The following is a 26,037-nucleotide window of genomic DNA, read 5'->3' as shown; positions in this document are numbered from 1 at the left end:
AAGTTAAAATAAAATAAAGCAAAGAAAATCAATTCAATAAGTAAATAATTACCGGGTTATCCACTGCTTATATTTTTAGCAATTCCCCCTAGGAGTTCAAGTGAGCAAAGAACAAGCAATGTCGTATTTATCCACAAGTAATGTGCTTAACTTATCCAATTTTCGTGACGAGGTTCAAATAATCACATCCGTCAAGCCTGTAAATGCACACAGTAATCACTATTTTTCACAGTTATCCAGAAATCCTGTGGATAACCTTGTGGTAGATCCTGTGATTATCTTGGGATGAAGTTGAATAACCCCAAATAAAATAAATTACTCACCTATTTAAAAATCATTATTTTAATATATATCATGCAGTTAAAAATAATAATGAAAAAGTGTTATACTCTTTCCATTCTGTGAATTATTTTTGATTGTTTTTTGAACACAGTAACCACTTCAATCAAGTAGATTATTTAGACGCATATGCATTTTACACCACCACCACCACCGCCTGAAAATGAAGCTGTCCTAATGGATAGAGCACAAGCCCTTGCCGGATATACCCTCGGTGAACTCGCGCAAATGTCAGGACTACCTATTCCAGCTGATCTTAAACGAGATAAAGGCTGGGTTGGCATGCTACTGGAATATTACCTAGGTGCAACGGCTGGGAGCAAAGCCGAGCAAGATTTTGCCGATATTGGTGTAGAGCTTAAAACCATCCCAATTGATCAACAAGGAAGGCCTCTCGAAACAACCTTTGTTTCTGTCGCACCACTGACGGGAAATAGCGGTTTAACGTGGGAGAATAGCCATGTGCGTCGTAAGTTATCGCGTATTCTTTGGTTTCCCATCGAAGGGGAGCGACAAATTCCATTATCACAAAGGCGCTTAGCCAACCCACTAATTTGGAGCCCTTCCCCACTTGAAGAGCAGTTATTGCGACAAGATTGGGAAGAGCTAATGGACTTAATTGTGCTTGGGAAAGTCGAGAAAATTACCGCCCGTCATGGTCAAGTACTGCAAATTCGCCCCAAAGCGGCAAATAATAAAGCCCTGACTGAAGCCATTGGTGAATTTGGTCAACCCATCATGACTTTACCTCGTGGTTTTTATCTGAAAAAAGATTTTACTGCCCCGTTATTAGCTCGACATTTTGAATAATGAAGCGCTTACTAATTAGATGCATTTATAATTATTTGATGTGTAATACAAAACAACAGCCCCTAAGTATCACTATTTAATTTCGAAGGTACAAAGATGTTTGACTGGCTACTCGATCCCAATGCTTGGATGGCATTAGCAACATTAACCATCCTTGAAGTTGTTTTAGGTATCGATAATATTATTTTTCTCAGTATTGTGGTGAGTAAACTTCCTGCACACCAACAAAACAGCGCAAGACGTATTGGGCTGATAGCGGCAATGGCGATGCGTTTAGCATTATTGGCGTCTATCGCGTGGCTAGCACGCTTAACCACTCCCTTATTTACGGTTGCAGAACATGTCGTTTCCGCTCGAGACTTAATTTTATGTGCAGGTGGAATATTTCTAATTTGGAAGGCTAGCCAAGAAATATTCGATACCATCGAAGGGGAAGATGAGAATAGTTTTATCCAGAAACGGGTAAGCTCTTTTTGGGCTGCAATCATACAAATTGCACTACTTGATATAATTTTCAGCCTTGATTCCGTGATTACTGCCGTCGGGTTATCCGATCATCTTTTCATCATGATGGCGGCGGTCATCATTGCAGTGATGATTATGATGTTCGCCGCCAAATCGATTGGTGATTTTGTTGAACGTTACCCATCAATCAAAATATTAGCCCTTTCGTTCTTAATATTAATTGGCTTTACTTTATTGCTCGAAAGCGTGCAAATCCATGTATCTAAAGGCTATATTTATTTTGCGATGTTCTTCTCTATGGCAGTACAAGTACTGAATATTTTACGCAGTAAAAAATGGAAATCCAAGCACTCGTAACGCTAAAATAATCAAATCGGAGATGGTGTAGAGGCTTGTTTTGCTGCGGCTATCGCGCCTTCAACCGCTTTCTTCGCTTGGGGGCTATTTTTCCAACAACTTGACCCCGTAAGTGCCGCACCCGAAATTAATATTTCATCATAGGAAGCTTCACTGAGTTGGGCGAGAGAACTAAAACCCATTTGTTCTAAGCGGCTAATGACCATTGGGCCCACACCTTTAACTGATAGTAATAGCTGTTTTTCAGATTCAGAAAATGCCATGACAACCTCTTTTTATTTATCATTTCACGATTATCGTGCTTATTTTTTGCATTTTACCTATTTATTACTTTAATATCGTGGTTATTACACTGTAAGTTTAAATAATTATAAATTGATCTCATTAATCACTCTGTCTCTGTCAGCGCTATTTTAGGAATTAACCATGTACAGCAACACTCTGACCAATGCTCGCCAACTTTCTATCACCCTTGATGATGGCCGTCATTTGTGTTGGTTTGAATCGGGACCTGAAAATGGCTTTCCCGTTATTTTTTGTACAGGCGCAGGAATGAGTGGCTCTCTGGGTTTCGGTCTTGAACAACTTGATGCACTCAATATTCGATTAATTGTTCCTGAGCGTGCAGGGCTAGGTTGTTCCTCGCAACATCCGCATAAAACCCTGAAAAGCTTTGCTGATGATATCCAAGCACTATTAAACCACCAGCAGATTGAGCGGTTTTCTGTCAGCGGTTTTTCCCAAGGTGCTGTATTCGCAATGGCATTAGCCTATTATTGTTCACCCATTGCTTTGTCAATTATTTCGGGTCAAGACCAATTCGAGTACCCAGCCACAAAAGCGTTATTAAAAGCAGATATTATTAGTATGCAGCGCCAAGCTATTGATACCCCAAATGATTTATCCGATTGGTTACTGAGGAATGTCACGTGTCAGTGGTTACTCGCTTTTATTTTAAATTGTAGCGCAGAAATCGATCAGCAAATTTACAGTGAAGAGCAATTTTTAGAAGCCTATAGTGGCTGTATGGAGCGCGCATTTATCCAAGGTAATCAAGGCTATGTGCAAGACTTAATCATTGCCCTGCAAGATTGGTTATTTAAACCCGAAGACATTCGTTGCCCTGTATCCCTTTGGTATGGTGAATTAGATTTGAGTACCGTTCACTCACCTGATTTTGGTAGAACACTGGCAACACGCTTTCCAAATTGTGAATACCATTTGTTTGCAAATGAAGGGGGCTCATTATTGTGGACCCAAGCCGATACTATTTTAAATGATATAAAACAACAGGCCACGGCTTAACATTATCTATATCTATGTAGATAAAAAGGCATCAAACAGCAATATGTTTAATGCCTTTATATACTCTTAATGATTCAAATTTCTGGAGGTTATATTCACTCTGCCTCAACAGACAAATTGAATTCTTTTGAATATAAAATGATCATCAATTAACGGTAAACAATCCCGCCATCCGTCAAAATAGATTGACCCGTAATATAGTCTGAATCATCACTAGCCAAAAACGCCACTAACCCAGCAACATCTTCAGGAGTTTGCGCACGACCTAATGCAATACCCTCAACATATTTTTTATAGGTTTCACCTTTTGGGGTGCCTGTGATTTCAGAAAAACGCTCATCAATCTCGACCCACATATCGGTTCCCACAATACCAGGACAGTAAGAGTTCACGGTGATGCCCGAGCTTGCATACTCTTTTGCAGCGGCTTGTGTTAGCGCTCTAACCGCAAATTTAGTTGCAGAATAGACGCCTAGCATTGCAAAGCCATCATGCCCTGCAATAGAAGAGGCATTGATAATTTTGCCTTTTTGCTTACGTTGTTGGAATTTTTCACTAGCAGCTTGAATACCCCACATAGTACCGTCAACGTTGATTTTGAAAATCAAATCCATGTCTTCTTGACGAACATCAGCAATCGGTTTCACCTGAGCAATACCCGCATTGTTGATCATGACATCAAAACCACCTAATTCTGCTTCTGCATGGTCAACAGCAGCAAAAACTTGCTCTCGTTGGCTGATATCAGCTGCAAATACAGAGGCTTTACGTCCAAGCGCTTCAATCTCTTTGGCAACATCATGCAATTTATCTTTTTTTAGATCAACCAGTGCAATATCCGCACCTTCTTTCGCCAAACGTAATGCAATCCCACGGCCAATACCTTGAGCCGCACCCGTCACTAAAATAACTTTGTTATTTAATCTCATTTATCTCTCCCTCTGAATAATAGCCAAAATGACTAATTAATACTTAATAGTAAGTTAACAATAATAACAATCAGTTACAAAACAATGATTTTTAACTATAATTGTTAATTAATAAGAAATATTTCACTATTTTTCATTATAAATAATTTTATTTTCAACAGAAAAATGACAAAAGAATCAAATCAGAAGCAGAACAGCTTAAAAATAGGGAGAATAAATATGGACAAAAAATGCGTTTATCTGTTTTTAGCGTAAGTCGCAGTGAATTTTGCGTATTAAATCACCACTTAATTCCTTTGTTGCTGCGACTTTGAAAGCAAACTATTCAACTAAATTGATCGCTTCTCTTTTTACTGTTTGAATAAACTGCTGTCTATCTTGAGCAGAGTTAAAACTACGTGCCGGAATAATAATAGCGGAGACACGATCAATAAAAAGGTACATCAAATCACCCTCTGTTTTGATTAATTTAAAAGCATCCCATTTAAAAAACGCATACCCAAACTTTGTTGTTTCATGAAGCCCCTGCTCATCTATACGATACTCTTTTTCAGATAAAAGATAGCTATCCACATCTGGTATTGCTCGGCTAAAAGTCTGTAGTATCCGTGCAGCAACAAATAAAAAGAGAAATAATGAAATAATAAAAGCAATCGATAGCTGAGCCAGTGTGATATTAAAAAATTGGAATGCCATCACGAAGGCAATTACAAAAACGGCAAACATGATAGCAACTGATGGATTCCACGTTTTGCTGTTATAAAAATAATTGTTTTTATAACAATAATTATTGAAACGTATAAATTCTTTGCGATCTAACGTGACCTTAAAGGGTTCCATCATACAAATGCATCCTAATTCTATTTTGTGATAATGATTGGTTCTCTATTGCTTATCTAACGTGAGATCTTACCAAAAATCAATTTCACGCTTTAAAAATAAGCGCCAGATAAAATGAATCTGGCGCTTTATCACTATTTATCGTTCAAATATCGAAAAAATAGCGCTATTTCAGTTATTTTTTAGACGCTTGGATATACAGCATTTCTAATGCAATTGATGCTGCTGCCAATGCAGTGATTTCAGATTGATCATAAGCGGGTGCCACTTCGACCAGATCCATCCCAACAATATTCAGTGACTGAATACCACGTAGCAATTTCAATGCTCTATCTGAGGTTAAACCACCAATAACCGGTGTTCCTGTCCCCGGAGCGAAAGCAGGATCAAGGCAATCAATATCAAATGTCAGATAAACAGGCATGTCCCCAACGATTTGTTTGATTTGAGCAACCATATCTTCTACGCCACGGTCGTTAACCTGACCTGCATCTAATACCGTAAAACCATTGTCACTATCATGCTCAGTACGAATACCAATTTGGACTGAGTGGTTTGGATCAATCAGCCCTTCTTTTGGTGCATGATAAAACATCGTACCATGATCATACTGACTACCATTACCGTAGGTGTCAGTATGCGCATCAAAGTGAACCAGCGCCATTTTACCAAAGTGTTTCGCATGAGCGCGAAGCAAAGGTAGAGTGACAAAATGATCCCCACCAAAAGTTAAACAGCGTTTGCCTGATTCCAATAATTTTTCAGTATGTGCTTGAAGTTTATCGCACATATCTTGCGCGTCACCAAAAGCAAAGACTACATCACCGCAATCAACAACATTTAAGCGTTCAGTAAGTTTAAAATCCCACGGCCAGCGGTGACTTTCCCATGCAAGGTTAGTGGAAACTTGGCGAATAGCGGCTGGCCCATGACGGCTTCCTGCACGCCCTGATGTTGCCATATCAAAAGGAACACCTGTAATCACCCATTCTGCATCTGAGCTGTATGGCTGAAAATTCAATGGAAAACGTAAAAAACCAAATGCGTTAGAAACCAATGAATTATCAACTTGATTGCCTAATGTACTATTAATCATCACTCTTCCTCAGCCGAAGTTTACCTATTGCAAACCTCGGCTTAATTAAATTTCTATTTAATTAATCGCCTACTCATCTTCTAAATAAGTATAGCCATACAAACCGTTTTCAAACTCTTCAACAAAGTCTTTTTGCAGTTGCTCACTCAGCCCAGTACCTTTAACTTGCTCAGTGAAGCTTTCTAATAACACTTCTGGAACCAGTTTAACGTATTGCAGCATGTCAGCAACTGAGTCACCCTCTTCACTTTGCAGATAGCGCACGTTACCTTGGCTATCGACCCACACATCAATTGCGGCTGTATCACCAAATAAGTTATGCATATTACCCAAAATTTCTTGATACGCACCAATCATAAAGAAACCAATCATCGGTGGGTTTTCAGGATCATACGCTGGCATTGGCATAGTTGTTTCAACACCGTCACCATCAATATAGTGATCAATAATACCATCAGAATCACAAGTAATATCGAGAACAACCGCACGTCTATCTAAAGGTTTATCTAAGCCTTCAATCGGCAGTACCGGGAATATTTGGTCAATTCCCCATGAATCTGGCAACGATTGGAATAATGAGAAATTCACATAGAATTTATCGGCCATACGCTCTTGTAATTCGTCAATAATCGGGCGATGAGCGCGATTACTTGGGTCTAAATCCTGCTGAATACGACGGCAAATATTTAAATACAGTTCTTCCGCCCACGCACGTTGTGTCAAATCCAATACACCATGTGCATATTGTGTATGAGCTTCTTGTAAGTCGAACTGGCTATCATGCAACCATTCACGCAAAGAACGGCTGTTACCTTGATGCTGCATAGACTCCCAAGTTTCCCACAATGAAACCAGCGAACGCGGTGCATCTTCATGTGGTGGCGTGGTTTTAGTAAATTCATTACGCTCAACACCAATCACATTAGACACTAATACTGTGTGATGTGCGGTTAATGCGCGGCCTGATTCCGTAATCACCGTTGGATGGGGTAAATTAAATTCTTCACACGCATCACCAATCGCCCAAATCACGTTATTGGCATATTCGTTTAACCCGTAATTCACTGAACAATCGGATTGCGATCGCGTTCCCTCGTAGTCAACACCAAGTCCCCCGCCCACATCAAAACACTGAATATTCACACCGATACGATGCAATTCAACGTAAAAACGTGCCGACTCACGAACACCAGTCGCGATATCACGAATATTCGCCATCTGAGATCCCAGATGGAAATGCAGTAATTGCAGGCTATCTAAACGATTAGCATTACGTAAAATTTCAACCAATTGTAAAACTTGTGTCGCCGCCAAACCAAATTTTGATTTTTCACCGCCACTGGCTTGCCATTTTCCTGAACCTTGAGATGCTAAGCGCGCTCTAACGCCTAAGCGAGGCGTTACATTCAAGCTTTCAGCTTCTTTTAGCACCATTTCAATTTCGGACATTTTTTCGATAACAAGATAAACCTTGTGACCTAATTTTTCACCGATAAGCGCCAATCTAATGTATTCACGGTCTTTATAACCATTACAAACAATCACGGTCTGCGTACGTCCGGCGTTGGCTAAAACTGCCATCAACTCAGCTTTAGAACCAGCCTCCAGTCCTAAAGGTTCTCCCGAGTTGACTAAAGATTCAATCACGCGACGCTGCTGGTTAACTTTAATGGGATAAACCAGAAAGTAATCCCCTTTATAACCATAAGATTCACGAGCACGTTTAAATGCTGCGTTAATCGAACGTAAACGGTGCTGCAAGATTTGAGGAAAACAAAATAACGCAGGTAGACGCAAATGTTCTTGTTCTTCTTTAACCTGGTAAACAAGATCCGCTAAATCAACAAAGGTATCAGGGCTTTCAGGATTTGGGCAAACACAGACATTTCCGCGCTCATTCACCTGATAGTAACCTCCGCCCCAATACGCGATGTTGTACGTCTGGCGCATTTTGCGAGCGATATTATCATTCATAATAAACTCCTAGTATGGAGGGGTGAGTGACGCATTATTCTTGCAGACAAATATCAGTCAAAGACGTGATTGTCAGGGAAACAGCTATACTCAGATTTAAATTTAAAGTGCTTAGAATGTCTAAACGGTGACAATATACAGCCTGAAACTGGCAAATTAATGGCTCAGGTTCAAGGGCGTACTATAGATGTGACGGTAACTTCGTGATGAAGTAAAGAAAGATAGGAAAGTAAAAGCCAAAGTCACGCGGCGATCCGCATATGACGGTTGGATACTGTTATTCAGTAGATTATGGATCATAGCCCATTAACCCCCAATATAACTGTTTATGCTTCAAAACCTCAATTTAGCAGCGTTGTATATAGCTAATTTACCGTTTAGGTAACGCTTTACCACTTCATTATTAATTGAAATTCAATAGCTTATAAACATTCCTGATAGATAGCAGATTGTAAGTTGGATCTGCTGGTATATAACGGGAAAAAAGAAGCATCCGTTACGGTGGCAGTTTATACATCTATTGCACCAAAAATGCAAAACCAAATTACCGTAATTGCGATAATATTTTGTTAATTGTCGTTTTATGCCTCACTTCGTTTTTAGTATAAAAACAGGTAGAATTTTTTACATTATGAGACTAAAATAGACGTCTAGATGTTAAAACATCCAATTATAATTCTGCGAATTTTTAAGGAATTAATCTCATGGCTACACACCTATTTACTTCTGAGTCTGTATCGGAAGGGCATCCGGATAAGATTGCGGACCAGATCTCTGACGCAGTGCTTGATGCGATTCTTGAACAAGACCCAAAAGCTCGCGTTGCCTGCGAAACCTACGTCAAAACAGGCATGGTGATGGTTGGGGGAGAAATCACCACCAGCGCTTGGGTTGATATTGAAGAAATTACACGTCAAACCGTTCGTGAAATCGGTTATACCAGTTCTGATATGGGCTTTGATGCCAATTCTTGTGCGGTATTAAGTGCGATTGGTAAACAATCCCCTGATATCAACCAAGGTGTTGACCGTGCTGACCCATTAGAGCAAGGCGCTGGTGACCAAGGTATAATGTTTGGTTATGCAACCAATGAAACTGACGTTTTAATGCCTGCACCGATTACATTTGCACATCGTCTAGTACAGCGCCAAGCTGAAGTCCGTAAAAATGGGACGCTACCTTGGTTACGTCCTGATGCAAAAAGCCAAGTCACTTTCCAATATGATGACAACAAAGTTGTTGGTATCGATGCGGTTGTTTTATCCACCCAGCATTCTGAAGATATTCATCAAAAAGATTTACATGAAGCGGTCATGGAAGAAATCATCAAACCGGTTCTTCCTGCTGAATGGCTCTCTTCTGCGACCAAATACTTTATTAACCCAACAGGCCGTTTTGTTATCGGCGGGCCAATGGGTGATTGCGGTTTAACGGGTCGTAAAATTATCGTTGATACTTACGGCGGTATGGCTCGTCATGGTGGTGGGGCATTTTCAGGTAAAGATCCATCAAAAGTTGACCGTTCTGCGGCTTATGCGGCACGTTATGTGGCTAAAAACATTGTTGCCGCGGGTCTTGCTGACCGTTGTGAAATCCAAGTTTCTTATGCTATCGGTGTTGCTGAGCCAACCTCAATCATGGTTGAAACTTTCGGTACAGGTAAAGTATCAGAAGCGCAGCTAGTGAAACTGGTACGCGAATTCTTTGACTTACGCCCTTACGGCTTAATTAAAATGTTGGATTTATTACACCCAATATATAAGCAAACCGCTTCATACGGCCACTTTGGTCGCTCCCAATTCCCTTGGGAAAAAACAGATAAAGCAGAAATTTTACGTTCGGCAGCCGGCTTATAAAACTGAGCTATATCGAGTCGCCATTTTATTTTGCTGCCTAACAAAAGCCCTTCAAATTGAAGGGCTTTTTGTCGCTCATATTTATTCAATGCCTTTTCAACTTGAAGTATGACAGGTATACCTATGTTTTTTGGGTGAACTGAAAAATAGACATCCCTGCTATCATTGCTAACGTAAATATTATGCCCGGTATAATTCCCAGACCAGTCAATACCAATGCAGGGCCTGGGCAAATGCCGGCAAGTCCCCAACCTACGCCAAAAAGTAAACTCCCTGTGACTAATTTTTTATCAATTTTTTGAGTCGTAGGTATTTGCATCTGGCACTTTAAAACACTCACTTTACGTTTTTTCACACATAAAAAAGCGATCCCACTTATTACCATCGCCACGGCCATCGTGACTAGCAGTGATGGATCCCAATGACCTGTAATATCTAAAAAAGCGAGAATTTTGGCTGGATTTCCCATCCCCGCAACAATCAATCCAAAACCAAATAATAAACCTGAAATAAGCGCAATAAGTATTGGCATAGCGTTTACCCCCTTAATCCATATAGGTTGGAAAGCGCCACAGTGATGAAGGCGACAACCATAAAAATCAATACCGCGACAATTGAACGTCGGGAAAATCGCGCCATACCGCAAATACCATGACCGCTAGTACAGCCTCCTCCTAAGCGAGTACCAAAACCAACAAATAATCCTGCGACAATAAGTACCGGTATACTCGTGGTAATTTTAACTTCTGGGCTATACACAAAAAAAGTAAACAATAATGGCGCAACAATAATACCTAAGACAAAGGCAATTTTCCAAGCTGTGTCACCTTTTAGTGGTTTCAGTATTCCCGCTAATATGCCACTGATCCCAGCAATACGGCCATTGAATACCAATAGTAATGCCACCGCTAAACCAATCAATACCCCCCCTATCGCAGCAGACCAAGGGGTAAAATTCATCCAATCAATGACCATTTTATTTCTCCTTAGCAGGGCAATAGAGCTGATAAAGCGTATTTAATAAGGTAAATAGTTTTTCATCTGCTATTGCATAGTAAATACGTTTTCCTTCACGACGAGTTGTCACCAAACCTTCATTTCGTAACACCGTGAGTTGTTGCGATAATGTGGGTTGCTGGATCCCTAAACTCTCTTCTAGCTCACTGACACAAGCTTCCCCTTGCGTCAGTTGGCATAGGAGAATTAATCTATCTGGATTGCCGAGTGTTTTTAATAGTGATGCGGTTTGTGTTGCTGCTTGCTTCATTGCTAAAAGTAATGCTTCTGATGTGTTATTATTCATTTTATTCACTAATAATTGACCATAATATACTCAAACACAATATATTATTTAATATAATGTAAGTCAATTATTGCTTGTGTTAGTTTGTATCGCGTATTCTCTCTATTATGAATATGAAAACAATGATGAAAACAATTCGAGTCCCTATCTTTTTACAACAAAACGTTATGCGTACGCTGCGTGAAAAACTGGCCTTAGCGGAACAAAAACTAGAGCAAAAATTCCCAGAACCGTCGATTAGCTACAAGCAACGGGGTACAACTGCGGGCAGTGCATACCTAAAAGAATGGGAAATTCGTATCAATCCAACTTTATTGATAGAAAATACAGAAACGTTTGTCGATGAAGTTGTCCCCCATGAACTGGCACATTTATTGGTCTATCGTGTTTTCGGCCGTAAAGGCATCGCCCCTCACGGCAGTGAATGGAAGTGGATGATGCAGCACGTTCTCGAAGTCACCGCGAGTCGCACCCATAACTTTTCTGTCAGTACAGTAAAAAGCCGTACATTTATCTATCATTGTGCTTGTTCTTCAACACATGAATTAACGATTAGAAGGCATAACAAGATAATTCGGGGGGAAAATCAATATTTGTGCAGGAAATGCGGGGAAATTCTAAAGTGGGAAAATATCGCTGCGGCAGAAGGTTAATTTCCTGCCGCATCAAGTTTGAGGTGTGTCTTTAAGCAAACTCCGTCATCACTGATTTAGCGATTTCAAAGTAAATTATCAAACCTGTACCATCAATGAACGTTGCGATAAACGGTGCAGAAACAACCGCTGGATCTACTTTCAATTTTTGCAATACCATTGGAATAATGGAAGAAACAATGGCACTCCAAACCGTAATTGCAACAATTGTTAAGCTAACAACAATCGTAACTTCATGCCCAACCCCTAAGATCCAAGCGCGGATAAGCGCTGCTCCACCGATAGTAATCGCCACTAAAAATGAAGTAGAAACTTCTTTTTTCAGTACAGTTCCAAGGTTGCGCAAGCTAACTTCGCCCAGCGCCATTGCTCTGACTAAAGTAGACGTAATTTGTGTACCGCTGTTACCACCCGTTCCGATCAATAATGGTATGAAGAATGCGAGTGAAATCGCCGCTTCTAATTGTTCTTCGAATGCTTTTAAAACCGTACCAGTATAAGCTTCGGCAACAAATAACATCAGCAGCCAAACCACACGCTTACGCCATAACGTTACTGGGCTTGTGGTTAAATACGGTTCATCAAGTGGCGTTGTTGCACCTTGTAATTGTGCATCAAGGGTATTCTCATCTTCGATCAGTTCTGCGATATCTTGCGGACGCAAAACACCCATTAATTTGCCAAATTGAACAACCGGTATCATATCTAAACCACTATGATTAATCAGGTCATAAACATCATGACGCGATTGCACTGGCGCAACAGAAAAGTAATTGTGTCGCATAATATCGGACACCAGCAAATCTTCGGATGCGGCGAGGAGTGATTTAACGGAAAGAATACCATTTAAATAGTTGTCGCTATCAACAACGAATAAATAGGTTGGAATTTGCTCACCCTCTAGATGTTCAATTAAGTTTCTTTTCACACAATTAACAGAATCGGCAACGGAGACAGGCAAATATGATTGGCTCATATAAGCGCTGACGGTTGCATCATCAATTTTTGGTTGCTGTGTATTGTTATCTTTGAGGCGTGAGCCTTTCATTGCGGACTGTGCAATAGCTACAGCGCCCGCTTTGTTCTGGGAAGTGAATGTCATTTTTTAGTCCCTATTACTGTTGGTTACTCAAACAGTACTCACATAGGGGCGAAACCAGATGAGAGAATGCGATTGCGATCTCTTCGTCTCGGTTTTAGCACTATACAACGTATCCTGTTTAATACAGGAAGTTACATGGGGATATACCTTCGGTCGATATATCCTGTCCTGATCTTGGGCGTCTCTCGACGTCGTCAGATCAGTAACCTATGTTTGTATAGGAGCCTCGCCTAACGAGTTACTGCACTTTGGATGCGGCGCGAATTATACCCATTGAGGAATTAATTACCACTCTTTAAATAAGTCATTTTACGCAGGAGACTTTTTTGTTTAGCTTTTGTTTAAGTTAATATGTAATAAAAATACACCATGTAACAAAATGTAATGCTAATATACAGCCCTTCCAAAGAGTAATTAAATAGTTAATCAAATGATTATTTCATTCAAATTTTAAATTGCATTTAAAATAATAGATTAGCCATATTGTCGATATCCATTCAAAGAAAATATTTGAATGATCAATAAAAATTAAATCAAATATTTTCATATAAAAGAATAATAAAATAAAATTCATACATATTTTCAGGGTAAATAAAAGGCAAATCGCCATTTGAATTCAAAAATTTACCCCTTTAAAGGGTGATTATTTATTTACAATCAATAGGGAAGTTTACTTATGTTAATATTTAATACTAAAAATACGTCAATACAACATTAAAGCCACGAAAAATATCATTTCAAAACGTTAATTTGAAATTAAATATCAGCGTAATTCACTTAGAATATATACTAATTAACTTAACAGTGAAGTTTTTATTATGGATAAAGTAATTGTTGGTATGTTAACAAGCTTAACATTCAGAGTGAATGATGAAATAAAAATTGCTGCAATTTCTGCTTTGGGAGATTTTAAAGCTACCATCGAATACAATGATGCTATTGTTAGAATTATTGACTTATGCCAAGATCCTAATAAAGAAGTGGCTGTTTCCGCAATTAATACGCTCAGTAAATTGTCTGTTTATTTTATTCCGGAATATCTGTCAGAACATTAATGATTAGGGGCTGTTGATCTTTGCTGCTTATTTTTACAGCATAAAAAAGCAATAAAAAACCAATTAAACTAAGGTTTATATTGATTATTAACAATAATCACTTCTTCAACTAAAAAAGGACACCAAAAGCTGCCCTCCGGGTTCGATTAAAGAACGTTTCACTCATTTTATTCTACGTTGAGTGGCTCTTGCTTAGTTCACTAAGCGGCGAACCTCTCGCCTTGCCTAAAAGGTCTTTAATTCGAATAAAAATTGACCTTTAAAGATCAACAGCCCCTAGTATTACTGCCTCGCTATATTAAATAATGAGACAGTAATTTATATCAGTTTTATTTTAAGCGATTTCAACATTACCTTGTAATTGACAACTACAGGCAAGAACATAACCTGCTGCTATTTCGTCGTTAGTTAACGTCGCGGTACTGGTCGTTGTATAATTGCCTGATAATACTTTTGTTTTGCAACTACCGCAGACACCCGCACGACACGCCGCAATTATCGGTTGCTTATTTTGTTCTAGCGCCGATAACAAAGACGTTCCTACAGGGACGTTAAAATCAACCAAGCGATGGCGAATTTTTAGTGTAAGTATATCTGCGCTATCAACAGCTTCAGGCTCTGTTGAAAAGCGCTCCATAAAGAAATGTTCAGCCGGCACACCTAAATTAGCCGCAAATTTTTGGGCATTTTGCATATAAGGTACTGGACCACACGTCATTACAACGCGTGAACTAATATCTGGAACGAGAGCAATAAGTTTGTCTTCATCTAAGCGCCCTTGTGCAATACTTCCGTTATCCGGCGTCTCTGCCATCACACACAGTTGTAGTCTATGTGGGAACTGCTTAGCTAACTGCTGCCATTCCTCAGCAAATATAACCTGCTTATCATCACGGACGTTAAATAATACTTTCACGTTAGTTTCTGGTCGGTTAGCCATCAACCAACGCGTCATTGACATGATAGGGGTAACACCACAACCTGCTGCCAACATTAAATATTGATTACTGCTAACATTCGCACAAGTAAACTCCCCTTGCGCTTCGGAAAGCCACAGGTAATCACCCGGTTTTACTGCTCGAGTTAACCAGTTTGAACCAGTTCCATCTTCTAATCGCCTGACAGTAATCGAGATAAAAGGACTTTGCCCCGGAGATGACGATAATGTGTATGCCCGCATAACATCATCACTATTTTTAATACTGACCAAGGCATATTGCCCCGGTGAATACGTATAAAAATCATGATTGATTAAATTGATTGTCCAAACATCTGACGTTTCTTGCACTACTGAATGCACCTGCATTCTATTTGGACATAAGTTACTTGGCATGGTCATCGCATCACTCCTTTACTGGGGAGTTTCCTCCCCTCGCTCATTATCTTGGCTATATTTTAAATCAAAATTATGCAGGCAGGATTTCTGCCAAATCTTGCTCAACTGTGGTGATACTACGCATACCAAATTTCTCATTCAGAACATTTAATAAATTTTCTGTTAAGAATGCCGGTGCAGTTGGACCGGTATAAATGTTCTTCACACCAAGCGCTAATAATGTCAGTAAGATCACTATCGCTTTTTGTTCGAACCAAGATAGTATTAGGCTAAGTGGTAAGTCGTTGATCCCACAACCGAGTTTTTGAGATAAATTAACCGCTAACATAATCGCTGAGTAGGCATCGTTACATTGACCAACATCAAGAAGACGAGGCAAACCTTCAAGCGTACCGAAATCCAATTTATTGAAACGGTATTTGCCACATGCCAAGGTTAAGATCAGACAATCTTGAGGGACGCTACGTGCAAAATCAGTGTAATAGCTTCTTTCACCACGGCTACCATCACATCCACCCACTAAGAATACGTGACGCAGTTTTTTCTGTGAAACTAAGTCAATAACCGTATCCGCTGCACCTAATAAAGTTTGGCGACCAAAACCAACCGTAATTTTATGTTCAATTTCAGTGTACGGGAAACCATCCAGCGCAAGTGCTTGCTCAATCATCGGGGTAAAATCATCACCCTCAAGATGTTTAGCGCCCGGCCAGCCGACAATACTACGCGTCCAAATCCGCTCTTTATATTGGCCAACATCTGGGTCAATGATACAGTTGGACGTCATCAAAACAGAACCGGGAAATTTAGCGAATTCCACTTGCTGATTTTGCCAACCACTACCGTAGTTACCGACTAAGTGTGCATATTTTTTAAGTTCTGGATAACCATGCGCAGGCAACATTTCACCGTGGGTATAAATGTTGATACCTTTGCCTTCGGTTTGCTCTAGCAACATTTTCAGGTCTTTTAGGTCATGGCCTGAAATCAAAATACATTTACCTGCAACAGGGCGAACATTCACTTGAGTCGGTGCTGGGTGACCAAATTCTCCGGTTTCCCCTGCATCTAATATTTCCATGATTTTGAAGTTCATCAAGCCAATCGCCATGGATTTTTCAAGTAACTCATTCATATCCGCAGGTAATGTGCCCAGCCATGCCATAATTTCATGATATTGCCCATACACTGCATTATCATATTGGCCTAATACATGGGCATGCTCCATATAAGCAGCTGCGCCTTTTAAACCATAAAGACAAAGCATGCGTAGACCGTGAATATCTTCACCAATCTGTGCTTTATCAATATCAAGACCAAATTTAGCCGCTTGTTTTTGTAACGTTGGAATATCGAGCCCTTCTAATTGCAAATTAATCAGTGGATGATTAAATGCAACCGCACTATTGACTGATTGGCATTGATTAATGAGCTTGTCACGTAAATAAATAGCTTCACGTGCATAGCCAATAATACGTTCTGAATCGAAGTTGACATTGGTGAGAGTTGAAAAAAATGCGCGTGGCGCAAAACTATCAACATCATGATCAATAATACCAAGTTCACGTGCAGTCACCGCGCTCGCTGATAAGCTTTGCAGTACAGCAACGAGTAGATCTTGTAGGTCAGATGTTTCTGCTGTTTTACCGCACATACCCTGCGCGTATGCACAGCCATTACCAGCTGGAGTTTTCATTGTTTGTTCACATTGCACACAGTACATGTTGCTTGCCTCTTAAAGTTGTATTTTATATACATCATTAAGATTACCGCTTTCTATAGAATAGAAAAGCGGATTTAAAGGCTATCTAACCATTTATTGATCTATATTAATGTTTTATATAAATGAGAACTATTATCAATATTAAAAGTATGCTAAATCGTCAACCGTCGTCATTGCAGTGTTATTACTATTTCCAATATAAATAAGCCTATCCACTTTATTTTTGAAAAATAATCACTATTTATTTCAATATAATTTTCCTATGATAAGGTTTGTTTTATCCCTTGCTATACTGTAGGTGTAAGCTGTTGTTATTTAATCGCAAAAAGAGAGTCAAATAAAGATGATGCAGGAAAACTCAGCAAGTAAATCCGCAATGAAATATCGTTTCGGAGTACTTAGACGGTTAAAAGAATCTGATAAGACACCTCTCAAGATCCTATTATTAGCTGCGATTATTGGTGCTGCTGTCGGGCTTGTTGGCTCTCTATTTATGTTAGCTACCACTTGGATTAACAGCTATCGCGTTCAGTCTGTCGGGGATCTTGTTGTCGATAAATGGCTGGCTGTTCCGGCCATGTTTGTTATCTCCGCTATCCTTGCTATGATCGGCTATTACCTTGTTAAACGTTTTTCACCGGAGTCAGGCGGATCTGGGATCCCTGAAATTGAAGGTGCATTACAAGACCTACGCCCAGTCAGATGGTGGCGAGTCATTCCAGTAAAATTTATTGGTGGCTTAGGGACACTTGGATCTGGGATGGTATTGGGACGAGAAGGCCCAACGGTTCAGTTGGGCGCAAATATTAGCCAGATGTTCTATGATATTTTCCGCCTAAAAGATAATGAATCAAGGCATACCTTATTAGCTGCGGGTGCAGCTGCCGGTTTATCGACTGCATTTAATGCCCCCCTTGCTGGTATCTTATTTATTATTGAAGAAATGAGACCTCAATTTAAATACAGCTTAATTTCGATTAAAGCTGTATTTATCGGCGCAGTAACAGCGACTATCGTATTTAGGCTAATAAATGGCGAAGCCGCGCTATTAAATATCGGCCAATTTTCCTCGGCACCAATGAATACACTTTGGCTCTATTTAGTCTTAGGGTTGTTATTTGGTATTGTCGGTATTTGCTTCAACCGTTTTTTATTATTTTTACAAGATAAGTTCCTTGCCTTTTATCAAAATAAAATCTCTCGATTCGTTTTAATGGGCGGATTGATCGGTGGTGCTTGTGGCGCGATCGGCGTCTATACCCCTGAAATTGTAGGTGGCGGTTATTCAGTTATTCATCAAATGGTAGCCAACAGCTTTACCGTCACATTGTTATTAGTCTTTTTTGCATTACGCTTTCTAACGTCGACGATTAGTTTTAGTTCTGGTGCTGCGGGGGGTATTTTTTCGCCTTTATTAGCATTAGGGACATTATTTGGTGGAATTTATGGCTATACCGTTTTAGAAATTTTTCCCGAGTATCATATTGAGGTAGGCACTTTTGCCATTGCGGGGATGGGCGCATTATTTGCTGCAACCGTACGAGCGCCACTCACTGGTATTGTATTAGTTCTTGAAATGACGAGTAATTACCAGCTTATTTTACCGATGATTATTACCTGTATCGGCGCAACAATGGTGGCTCAATTCTTAGGCGGTAGACCGCTTTATTCCGTCCTATTAGAGAAAACACTTCAACGTAGTGCGAAAGATAAATCAGCGGAGCAAACTGCCACTAATACAACCAATTAAAATTAAGCATAAAATAAAAATAGGTTGCTCATGCAACCTATTTTTACCTACAACCATCAATATGGCCAGTCTATTTCTTTTTAGCTATTAAGGTCGCAAAATTAAGTTTTATTCGGTTACCTTGTGCATCTGTTCTATGTAAGTGGCCTGGATTTTCATTGTATTTTAAAATATCCCAGTCCTTATAATAATTTTGTAATTCATCTGGTTTTAAGAAGCACTTAAATGGCACTAAATCGAGTGGGACATCTGGTGTTTCAACAGCACAAACAATCACGTTAATCCCACCAGACACCGTATGTTCTTGCATATTTGTCACAACATCTGCCACTTTTTCTCTTTGCAAAAACATCAATACTACAGTTGAGATAATTAACCCATATTCACCTTCAATTTGGTGACGGTTAATGTCATATAGCGCCGTCTGAATATTTTCAACACCTGATTGTTTTTTAACAAATTCGATAGCTTGAATGTGTTGTTCGTTAATATCAACCGCTGTAACATCATAGCCTTGTAAAGCAAGATAGAAACTATTACGTCCTCTGCCTGAGCCTAAATCAAGCACCTTACAAGGTTTTGCAAGCTGTTGCTCACATAAATAACGCACTTCAGAATGTGGGATCGTTAACCCATGCTCTTTATAAAACTTCATTTCTGGCTGACACAAGAATGAAAGCTGGCATTGCATGTCATCGCTACAAGATGAAATTCGATGCCAAACTTGAGGTTCAAGGATAGGCGGTTGATTGTTAACATCAAAAGTAAAATGCTGTTCACTGCCATCATCATTAAAAATAATAAAATCTAATGATCCTTGTAAAACACGCAGTTGAGCATAAGTATCTTCTTTCGTGTTATGGCGTTCTTGAAACATCAAAGGAAGAGAGGCTTTGTTCCAAACAGGCATTGTTTTATAACTCACTAACTCATTCATAGCATCACCATTAAGTTGCATTTTAAATGAATCTTATAACGTTAATTTGAAATCTGCAAAGCTTTCATTGCCAGATATGCCTAAAAAAATACTTTAATCATAGTCAATCTCCTGCCATGCAGGAGATAAAATAATAAAGACTTAATAGCCTAATTGCTTAGCACTCAAACCTAAAAACTCAAATGGTTCTGCTGTGACATAGCTATTTGTCGCATCACCTGAATAAATATGGCTTTGCTCTTCACCCAAATCTAATTTTTTTACTTTACCGCTTTGTTGTGAAAAATCGATTTTAGTCAAATCTGTCCAAAAAATATTTGGCGTTAATGCTGATTCAAAGAAGTAGAGTTGGCGTTTATGATCAACCAAGGTTCTCCAACGGGTTGAGGATATTTCAGGTGATGCTTCAGAGGTTAACCCATAAGGAACTGAAACATTACGAATAACCCCGAAAACGCTAGCGACAGCTTTATTGGCTGTTGTTTGTTGAGGGATAGCATTAATATAAAACTGGGCACGAGCAAACCTATCTGCAGAGCGGTTTGTTCCCGGTAGCATCACTGTTCCACCAATTCCTTGCCAATATTCCTGCATCGCAAGTTGCTTTTCATAAGCCGGTGAGTTAGTCATCACCTGATATTTTCGGCTATGGTGAATAACTTGTTTACCATCGATATATTCAACGATCGCACTATCACCACTCGCATCTGATAGTGATAAATGCAGTGTTGCTAAACGATCTTGTCCCGGCACATTATCCGTAACAACCAATAATGGTGTTTTTTCCAATGCCGCTACTGCTTCAGCCACCGTCGCATAATTATCTAACATATATTGCGCCCATAAAGAGATAGAAAGCGCCGGCTGTTTATCATTTAATTGCGGATATTCTGATTCAGCTAACCATAATAAGTTAGCAACTAATCCTTCTTCATTAATACCGTCAGTCGTTGAAATATCATATCCCGATGCAATAACACTACCGTATTTTGACTTCCATTTTAAAGAATGAGGCCCTGCGATACCGTCTCTTTCCATACCACGTGGAAATATCCATAAATTGGTACCAATATCATATTTCCAATCCATGGTGCGTCCAGTCATCACTTGTTCATTTTCACCAAGATACACAACTCGGGTGCAAGCTTGAGAAACCATCGCTGGGATATATACCGCCGCGATGGTTAATAATGTCACAATGCTTTTTTTGATTAATTGCATGTTATCTCCAATTGGTGATCTGTGAATGTTACGGTATCTTACAACAATACCTGTCTTGTTGATGTTATAAAATAAAAGCACCCTATAGGGTGCTTTTATCACTGGCCATTATTCTTACGCAGAATATTAGGATTAATTATTAGCAGAGGAAAATAAAGAACGCAACAATGCTGCTTTTTTATCATTATCAGGCATGGCTAATATTTCATCATAAAAGCTAATTGAAATACGGCATGCTGTTGCTGGCGCTTTCTTACCTGCCTGTAAATTCCCTAATATTCCCGCATCATTGCCATACTTTTCAACTAAGCCAGAACCTAATTGAGTCAAAATATTCTTATATTCTGATTCAGATAATAGTGATTGTTTTACTCCGGCTTCGCTCGAAATTAATAATTCGTTTGTCGCTTGAATTTGTTTAAGCAAAACCGTTTGGCTTTTTTGTGGTGGAATAATCTCAGCGGTTTCTCTCATATGAGGAAATAAAGAATAAAAACACGTTTTACCTGAAGGGTCTTCTTCAAGTAATACTTTTAAATAATCATTGACCCGAGCGGTGAAATTAATGACCGATTCGTCTGACGCATATTCCATACGCTCTAAAACTAACTTCATCACGTTACCAACAACTTGGTCAAAAAGCTGTCGACGCAAATCCACATTATCAGGATCATATTGAGTAATTAAATGCTCAAAACTTTGGTAGGTTTCTGGACTTATTTTTTTAACCGTTGCGATGATTGGTAATTCTTTTTCAACTTGAGCAAGCGCTTCTGAGTGAATAACTGCATTATTGTTTGTTGATAATTCATTATTATCTTTACTCAACCAGTAAAAACCCACTGCAAATGCAATGAAAACAATGATTACAATCAATGCTGTTTTACGTGAACTATTTGTATTCAAGATTGCCCTGCCTTTATCGATATAACAAGTAACCACTATGATACTTCAAGCCATCATGTCATGAAGTTACTGAGCCACCATAGAAAATAAAAGCTATTTTATCCTGTAACAAAGCCGTCTAGCTATAGGAATAAAGGTAATTCCTTAATTGGAGTACACAAACAAAAAATCCCCGATGTAAAAAACATCGAGGATTGTCTGTTAATTAATCATTGATTTATTTAGCTTGTACACCTTCAACAGAAATTAACAGTTCAGCTTCTTGGGATTTAGGTCCAAGGTCAGACTTAATATTAAAGTCTTTTAGCTTAATATTACCTTGTGCTTCGAAACCAGCACGGTAGCCACCCCATGGATCTTTTCCTTCACCCATTAATTTCGCATCTAAAGTAATTGGTTTAGTTACGCCATTTAAGGTGAAATCACCCGTAATTTTATACGCTTCGCCTTCTTTTTTCACTTCAGTCGAAACAAATTTTGCTTCAGGGAATTTAGCTGCGTTTAAGAAATCACCACTACGTAAGTGCTTATCACGTTCTGCGTGGTTAGTATCAATACTGCCAGTTTTGATAGTCACTTCAACTTTATCTTTTGATGGATCTTTTTCATCATAAGTAAAGTTACCATCGAAATCTTTAAAGCTGCCGTAGACCCAGCTATAACCTAAATGCTGAATACGAAACTCAATAAAAGCATGCTGACCTTGTTTATCAAATTGATAAGTTGCTGCTAATGCTGAGGTTGCTGATAATAATAAAGCACCGGAAGCCAGACCAAGAACTGTTTTCTTCAACATAACTATCTCCAAATTACTTGTCAGGGTTAAACCCTAATATTCTTTTTAAAGTGATATCACGATCAAAAAAGTGATGTTTAAATGCCGCAAAAGCGTGCAGTACTGATAACAAAACAACTGCCCAAGCTAAGTACAGATGAATTTCACCTGCGGTATCCGCTTGTGTTGCTGCACCCGTAAACAAGGCAGGAACATCAAACCAACCAAATACACTAATGGGGTCTCCATCAGCGGTTGAAATTAAGTAACCACTGATCAAAATACTGAACAAAATAATATAAATTAAAATTTGAACAATAATGGAACTGATCTTAGTTAATTTACTATAGCTTGCTAATGGCTTCGGTGGTGGGGAAATAAATCGCCAAATCACACGAAATGCCATAACAATAAATAATAATATTCCTATACTCTTGTGAATTTCAGGTGCTTGGTGATACCAACTGTCATAGTAACCCAAAGAGACCATCCATAAACCTAATGCAAACATTCCATATACGACGATTGCGACCAACCAGTGTATGAGCAAAGATAAATGCCCATAGCGAGTTGAATTATTTTTCCATTGCATGATAAAAAACCATTTAGATTTAAAGGTAATTATTTAATTAACTAAGCCGTAACAATGATAAGGTGAAATTTCTTTTATTCCTATCCCAAAGTTAAACAAATATTTTGTTGAAGATATTCAAATAGTATCAACATATTAAACAAATAGATGAAAATTCGATTTTGTCCATCAAAAACAATCAAAGTTTAATAAAGATTCCTACAGTTTTGTAAATAGTCATCACCGTAGAAATATTTATTTTTCTTAATTCCAATAAAGTCTATCTTATAATTAATTTTTATATGCTCCATACTCATCAAATTATAATTAAATGATAGAAATATGTTCTCCAACATCACTCTTTATATGGATTTAATAACTAAAAAACAGTCAGAAATATTGATATTTAAGATATAACAATATAGATTTTCACTTGTTTTTTCAAAAAACATTTGTCGACCTGCTTTATCCACTTTAGATTGATAATCTATTCCTTGCGTACTTTCTCAACCAATTGGCAGGTTTAACTCTATGTATACACTTTGGATAGCAAATAAAAACTACTCTTCATGGTCTTTACGCCCTTGGATTCTTCTAAAAACTTTAAATATTCCTTTTGAAGAAAATCTCTGTTTTTTTGAAAATGGTAAAAGTAGCCATGATAAATTTAGACATTTTTCACCATCAGGTTTAGTCCCTTGTCTTGTTGATGGTCAACAAACCGTCTGGGATTCTTTGGCTATTTGTGAATATGTCGCCGAAGAGTTTCCTCAAGTTTGGCCACAAGAAAAACGGGCAAGAGCATGGGCTCGTAGCGCAAGCGCTGAAATGCACTCTGGTTTTATGGCCTTACGTCAGCAATGCCCAATGGATGTATCAAGGCAAGCACCTTTAGCGGTAATTTCGCCTGAATTACAAGACAATTTAAATCGCCTACAGCAATTATGGCAAGAAGGATTTGAAGCTTTCGGAGGCCCATGGCTGGCAGGCAATGAATTCACCGCTGTTGACGCATTTTATGCACCTGTCGCATTTAGAATCTACGGCTACCAGCTACCGGTTAATAATATGGTTAAACAATGGGTTGACCGTATTTTAACGCTGCCTGCGATGAAAGCATGGCGTGAAGCCAGTTTAGAAGAGCCTCATATTGAACACTAAGCAATCATAACCAACCGCTCTGTGGGGTTATACTTAAGACGCTAACGCGACTTAAACTAGCTAAAGCTATAAAAAATAACACCACCGCGTAAGGTGGTGTTATTTCAGTGTCATTGGCTATTATTTAAAGGGTTAAATCGGCCCTAAATTGGTTATTACGGCATAAACTAATGCCACAATAGAAATAACAATCCATGTAAATACTAATGGCCAGATAAATTTCACCCACTTGGTATAAGGGATTTTTGCCGTAGCCAATACCGCCATTAAAATCCCAGATGTTGGGTTAATACAATTCACTACACCTTCACCTAACAGAACAGTTTGTACCGTAGTTTGGCGGGTAATTTCTAACAGATCGCCCATAGGTGTAAAGATTGGCACTAATACTGCGGCTTCACCAGAACCAGAAGAAATAAAGAAGTGCATAATGGCAGCAGTTCCAAACATTGATAGCGCTGAAAGCGTTTTTGGTAAACCATCCATCATCGAAATAATTGCATTAACAATAGTGTCTAAGATCATGCCATCAGATAACACAATCGCAATTGCACGTGCCATACCAACGATAAATGCACCGCCAACCATACCCGCACAGCCTTTTAAAAAGCCTATTGCAATGCTATTTGGTGACATACGGTTTAACACACCTACACCAACGCCTAAGATGATAAACATCGCCATCATCTCTTTTTCACCCCAGCCCCACTCAACAGCACCAAAAATAAAGCCGACTAAGCAGAATGCACTATATGACAAGGTGATGATGTGTAGAGCCGAAATTTTTGACGTTTGGTGCTCAGAATCATCGGCAGCAATTTCAGGACGTACCATGCCTTGATTACGGCATATTTTGGTATAGAAAGTTAAAAATAAGATACCCGCAATAACGAAGGCGATATAAATCACCATTCGAAAACCAAGGCCAGATAGCAGTGGAACATCCGCTAAGCCTTGCGATAAGCCAACAGTCATAGGTGCCATAATTGAGGCATTAAAGCCAGCGTAGGCAGCAACATAGACTAATGCAGCACCAAATTTATCGTCCATCCCGACGGATTTTGCGACTAGCAACCCGATAGGAACAAATGCAATGATTGAGTTAACGACAATACCTGTGGTACCTAAAATAGAAAACACCACAAAGAAAATCGTAATTAACAGGAAATCATTTAGCTTTTTACTGCGCGAAATGTTATTCAATACTTTTTTGATAGCACCAGTTTCTTCGAGAAGATATAACGCGCCACCAGTAAAAATAATTAAAAAGATAATTGGGGCGGCTTTAACTAAGCCATCGGCAATAGAAGTGAAAATTTGCCCCGGTAAAATGCCGTGTTGTTCTGGCAATCGCTCATAACTGCCCGGTATGGTATAAGAGCTAGAAACTTTAGTTTCAATACCATCTTTGACCATGGTAATGACTTTGGTTTCTGATGCATATTGCCCAGCTGGAACGATCCACGTGGCAATACCCGCGATGACTAAAATAAAAAACAATAAAACGTAAGGATTTAAACCTTCCGACCGTTTTTTTGTTGGTGTTGTTGACGTTGTTGCCATATTATTATCC

26 protein-coding genes and 1 riboswitch are annotated in these 26,037 nt (G+C 39.0%); of the genes, 9 read left to right on the top strand and 17 right to left on the bottom strand.

Annotation, left to right across the window (positions count from 1 at the left end; translation table 11 throughout):
• The first annotated feature begins 100 nt into the window (after nucleotides 1-100).
• From M998_RS20120 to M998_RS16450, 3 genes are all read left to right on the top strand, one after another.
• Nucleotides 101-289 (top strand): hypothetical protein, encoded by a 189-nt coding sequence (locus M998_RS20120; RefSeq protein ID WP_156510943.1) that lies wholly within the window; start codon nucleotides 101-103, stop codon nucleotides 287-289.
• A 179-nt stretch (nucleotides 290-468) separates the two neighbouring features.
• A complete protein-coding gene (gene mutH / locus M998_RS16455; protein ID WP_068909864.1) occupies nucleotides 469-1,149 on the top strand; it encodes a DNA mismatch repair endonuclease MutH in 681 nt (226 codons plus the stop codon).
• Between the two features lie 96 nt (nucleotides 1,150-1,245).
• Nucleotides 1,246-1,971 carry a TerC family protein gene (locus M998_RS16450; RefSeq protein ID WP_068909862.1) on the top strand — a complete coding sequence of 242 codons (726 nt, stop codon included), beginning with the start codon at nucleotides 1,246-1,248 and terminating at the stop codon, nucleotides 1,969-1,971.
• 11 nt (nucleotides 1,972-1,982) lie between these two features.
• Here the strand turns inward: M998_RS16450 and M998_RS16445 are convergent, their stop codons facing one another.
• On the bottom strand, nucleotides 1,983-2,234 hold the full coding sequence (locus M998_RS16445; RefSeq protein WP_068909860.1) for a Pathogenicity locus: 252 nt from the start codon (nucleotides 2,232-2,234) through the stop codon (nucleotides 1,983-1,985).
• Nucleotides 2,235-2,397: 163 nt separating this feature from the next.
• Here M998_RS16445 and M998_RS16440 point away from each other — a divergent pair, with 163 nt between their 5' ends.
• A complete protein-coding gene (locus M998_RS16440; protein WP_068445732.1) occupies nucleotides 2,398-3,276 on the top strand; it encodes an alpha/beta fold hydrolase in 879 nt (292 codons plus the stop codon).
• A gap of 149 nt (nucleotides 3,277-3,425) precedes the next feature.
• Here the strand turns inward: M998_RS16440 and M998_RS16435 are convergent, their stop codons facing one another.
• The 4 genes from M998_RS16435 to speA all read right to left on the bottom strand — a co-directional run bounded on the left by M998_RS16435 (nucleotide 3,426) and on the right by speA (nucleotide 8,115).
• A complete protein-coding gene (locus tag M998_RS16435) occupies nucleotides 3,426-4,205 on the bottom strand; it encodes an acetoin reductase (RefSeq protein ID WP_068445734.1) in 780 nt (259 codons plus the stop codon).
• A gap of 321 nt (nucleotides 4,206-4,526) precedes the next feature.
• Entirely contained in the window at nucleotides 4,527-5,048 is a 522-nt protein-coding gene (locus tag M998_RS16430) for a YcxB family protein (protein WP_068445736.1), read from the bottom strand.
• A 172-nt stretch (nucleotides 5,049-5,220) separates the two neighbouring features.
• The gene (speB, locus tag M998_RS16425) at nucleotides 5,221-6,141 is read right to left on the bottom strand and encodes an agmatinase (protein WP_068445737.1); all 921 of its coding nucleotides are present in this window, start codon (nucleotides 6,139-6,141) and stop codon (nucleotides 5,221-5,223) included.
• A 69-nt stretch (nucleotides 6,142-6,210) separates the two neighbouring features.
• Entirely contained in the window at nucleotides 6,211-8,115 is a 1,905-nt protein-coding gene (gene speA, locus M998_RS16420; RefSeq protein WP_068909858.1) for a biosynthetic arginine decarboxylase, read from the bottom strand.
• Nucleotides 8,116-8,819: 704 nt separating this feature from the next.
• Between speA and metK the strand changes: the two genes are divergently transcribed.
• Entirely contained in the window at nucleotides 8,820-9,971 is a 1,152-nt protein-coding gene (metK, locus tag M998_RS16415; protein ID WP_068445739.1) for a methionine adenosyltransferase, read from the top strand.
• Between the two features lie 121 nt (nucleotides 9,972-10,092).
• Here metK and M998_RS16410 read toward each other — a convergent pair whose 3' ends face one another.
• From M998_RS16410 to M998_RS16400, 3 genes are read right to left on the bottom strand one after another with little or no spacing between them, the layout of a single operon-like run.
• Complete coding sequence (locus tag M998_RS16410) at nucleotides 10,093-10,503, bottom strand: DUF6691 family protein (RefSeq protein ID WP_068445741.1); 411 nt, start codon at nucleotides 10,501-10,503, stop codon at nucleotides 10,093-10,095.
• Nucleotides 10,504-10,508: 5 nt separating this feature from the next.
• Nucleotides 10,509-10,946, bottom strand: a complete 438-nt coding sequence (locus M998_RS16405; protein ID WP_068445743.1) for a YeeE/YedE family protein — start codon at nucleotides 10,944-10,946, stop codon at nucleotides 10,509-10,511.
• Between the two features lies 1 nt (nucleotide 10,947).
• Nucleotides 10,948-11,274 carry an ArsR/SmtB family transcription factor gene (locus M998_RS16400; protein WP_068445745.1) on the bottom strand — a complete coding sequence of 109 codons (327 nt, stop codon included), beginning with the start codon at nucleotides 11,272-11,274 and terminating at the stop codon, nucleotides 10,948-10,950.
• Between the two features lie 125 nt (nucleotides 11,275-11,399).
• On the opposite strand from M998_RS16400, the gene M998_RS16395 reads away from it, so the two are divergent.
• Nucleotides 11,400-11,927: a SprT family zinc-dependent metalloprotease gene (locus M998_RS16395; RefSeq protein ID WP_068445747.1), complete on the top strand. Its 528-nt coding sequence runs from the start codon at nucleotides 11,400-11,402 to the stop codon at nucleotides 11,925-11,927.
• Nucleotides 11,928-11,958: 31 nt separating this feature from the next.
• On the opposite strand, the gene M998_RS16390 is transcribed toward M998_RS16395, so the two are convergent.
• A complete protein-coding gene (locus M998_RS16390) occupies nucleotides 11,959-13,029 on the bottom strand; it encodes a magnesium transporter (RefSeq protein WP_068445749.1) in 1,071 nt (356 codons plus the stop codon).
• 72 nt (nucleotides 13,030-13,101) lie between these two features.
• A riboswitch (M-box (ykoK) riboswitch) is annotated at nucleotides 13,102-13,274 on the bottom strand.
• A gap of 573 nt (nucleotides 13,275-13,847) precedes the next feature.
• Here M998_RS16390 and M998_RS16385 point away from each other — a divergent pair.
• Nucleotides 13,848-14,084, top strand: a complete 237-nt coding sequence (locus M998_RS16385; protein ID WP_068445750.1) for a HEAT repeat domain-containing protein — start codon at nucleotides 13,848-13,850, stop codon at nucleotides 14,082-14,084.
• Nucleotides 14,085-14,418: 334 nt separating this feature from the next.
• On the opposite strand, the gene hcr is transcribed toward M998_RS16385, so the two are convergent.
• A complete protein-coding gene (hcr, locus tag M998_RS16380) occupies nucleotides 14,419-15,423 on the bottom strand; it encodes an NADH oxidoreductase (RefSeq protein ID WP_068909857.1) in 1,005 nt (334 codons plus the stop codon).
• 67 nt (nucleotides 15,424-15,490) lie between these two features.
• Nucleotides 15,491-17,143, bottom strand: a complete 1,653-nt coding sequence (gene hcp / locus M998_RS16375) for a hydroxylamine reductase (RefSeq protein ID WP_068445754.1) — start codon at nucleotides 17,141-17,143, stop codon at nucleotides 15,491-15,493.
• A gap of 343 nt (nucleotides 17,144-17,486) precedes the next feature.
• Between hcp and clcA the strand changes: the two genes are divergently transcribed.
• Nucleotides 17,487-18,893 (top strand): H(+)/Cl(-) exchange transporter ClcA, encoded by a 1,407-nt coding sequence (clcA, locus tag M998_RS16370; protein WP_068909855.1) that lies wholly within the window; start codon nucleotides 17,487-17,489, stop codon nucleotides 18,891-18,893.
• A gap of 70 nt (nucleotides 18,894-18,963) precedes the next feature.
• On the opposite strand, the gene tehB is transcribed toward clcA, so the two are convergent.
• The 5 genes from tehB to M998_RS16345 form a co-directional block, all read right to left on the bottom strand.
• A complete protein-coding gene (gene tehB, locus M998_RS16365) occupies nucleotides 18,964-19,851 on the bottom strand; it encodes an SAM-dependent methyltransferase TehB (protein ID WP_068445757.1) in 888 nt (295 codons plus the stop codon).
• A 120-nt stretch (nucleotides 19,852-19,971) separates the two neighbouring features.
• Entirely contained in the window at nucleotides 19,972-21,051 is a 1,080-nt protein-coding gene (locus tag M998_RS16360; RefSeq protein WP_068909853.1) for a linear amide C-N hydrolase, read from the bottom strand.
• Between the two features lie 132 nt (nucleotides 21,052-21,183).
• Nucleotides 21,184-21,957, bottom strand: coding sequence for a topoisomerase IV (locus tag M998_RS16355; RefSeq protein ID WP_068446584.1), 774 nt, complete (start codon nucleotides 21,955-21,957; stop codon nucleotides 21,184-21,186).
• A 217-nt stretch (nucleotides 21,958-22,174) separates the two neighbouring features.
• Complete coding sequence (locus tag M998_RS16350; protein ID WP_068445761.1) at nucleotides 22,175-22,753, bottom strand: YceI family protein; 579 nt, start codon at nucleotides 22,751-22,753, stop codon at nucleotides 22,175-22,177.
• Between the two features lie 13 nt (nucleotides 22,754-22,766).
• Nucleotides 22,767-23,324 carry a cytochrome b gene (locus tag M998_RS16345; RefSeq protein ID WP_068445763.1) on the bottom strand — a complete coding sequence of 186 codons (558 nt, stop codon included), beginning with the start codon at nucleotides 23,322-23,324 and terminating at the stop codon, nucleotides 22,767-22,769.
• 510 nt (nucleotides 23,325-23,834) lie between these two features.
• Between M998_RS16345 and M998_RS16340 the strand changes: the two genes are divergently transcribed.
• Entirely contained in the window at nucleotides 23,835-24,464 is a 630-nt protein-coding gene (locus M998_RS16340) for a glutathione S-transferase family protein (protein ID WP_068909852.1), read from the top strand.
• A gap of 132 nt (nucleotides 24,465-24,596) precedes the next feature.
• Here M998_RS16340 and M998_RS16335 read toward each other — a convergent pair whose 3' ends face one another.
• Entirely contained in the window at nucleotides 24,597-26,027 is a 1,431-nt protein-coding gene (locus M998_RS16335; RefSeq protein ID WP_068909850.1) for a YfcC family protein, read from the bottom strand.
• Between the last annotated feature and the right edge of the window lie 10 nt (nucleotides 26,028-26,037).

It is taken from the genome of Providencia heimbachae ATCC 35613 (genome assembly GCF_001655055.1).
Lineage (GTDB): Bacteria > Pseudomonadota > Gammaproteobacteria > Enterobacterales > Enterobacteriaceae > Providencia > Providencia heimbachae.
Note: the sequence above shows the minus strand (reverse complement) of the source record. Positions and strands in the feature narration are given on the sequence as shown.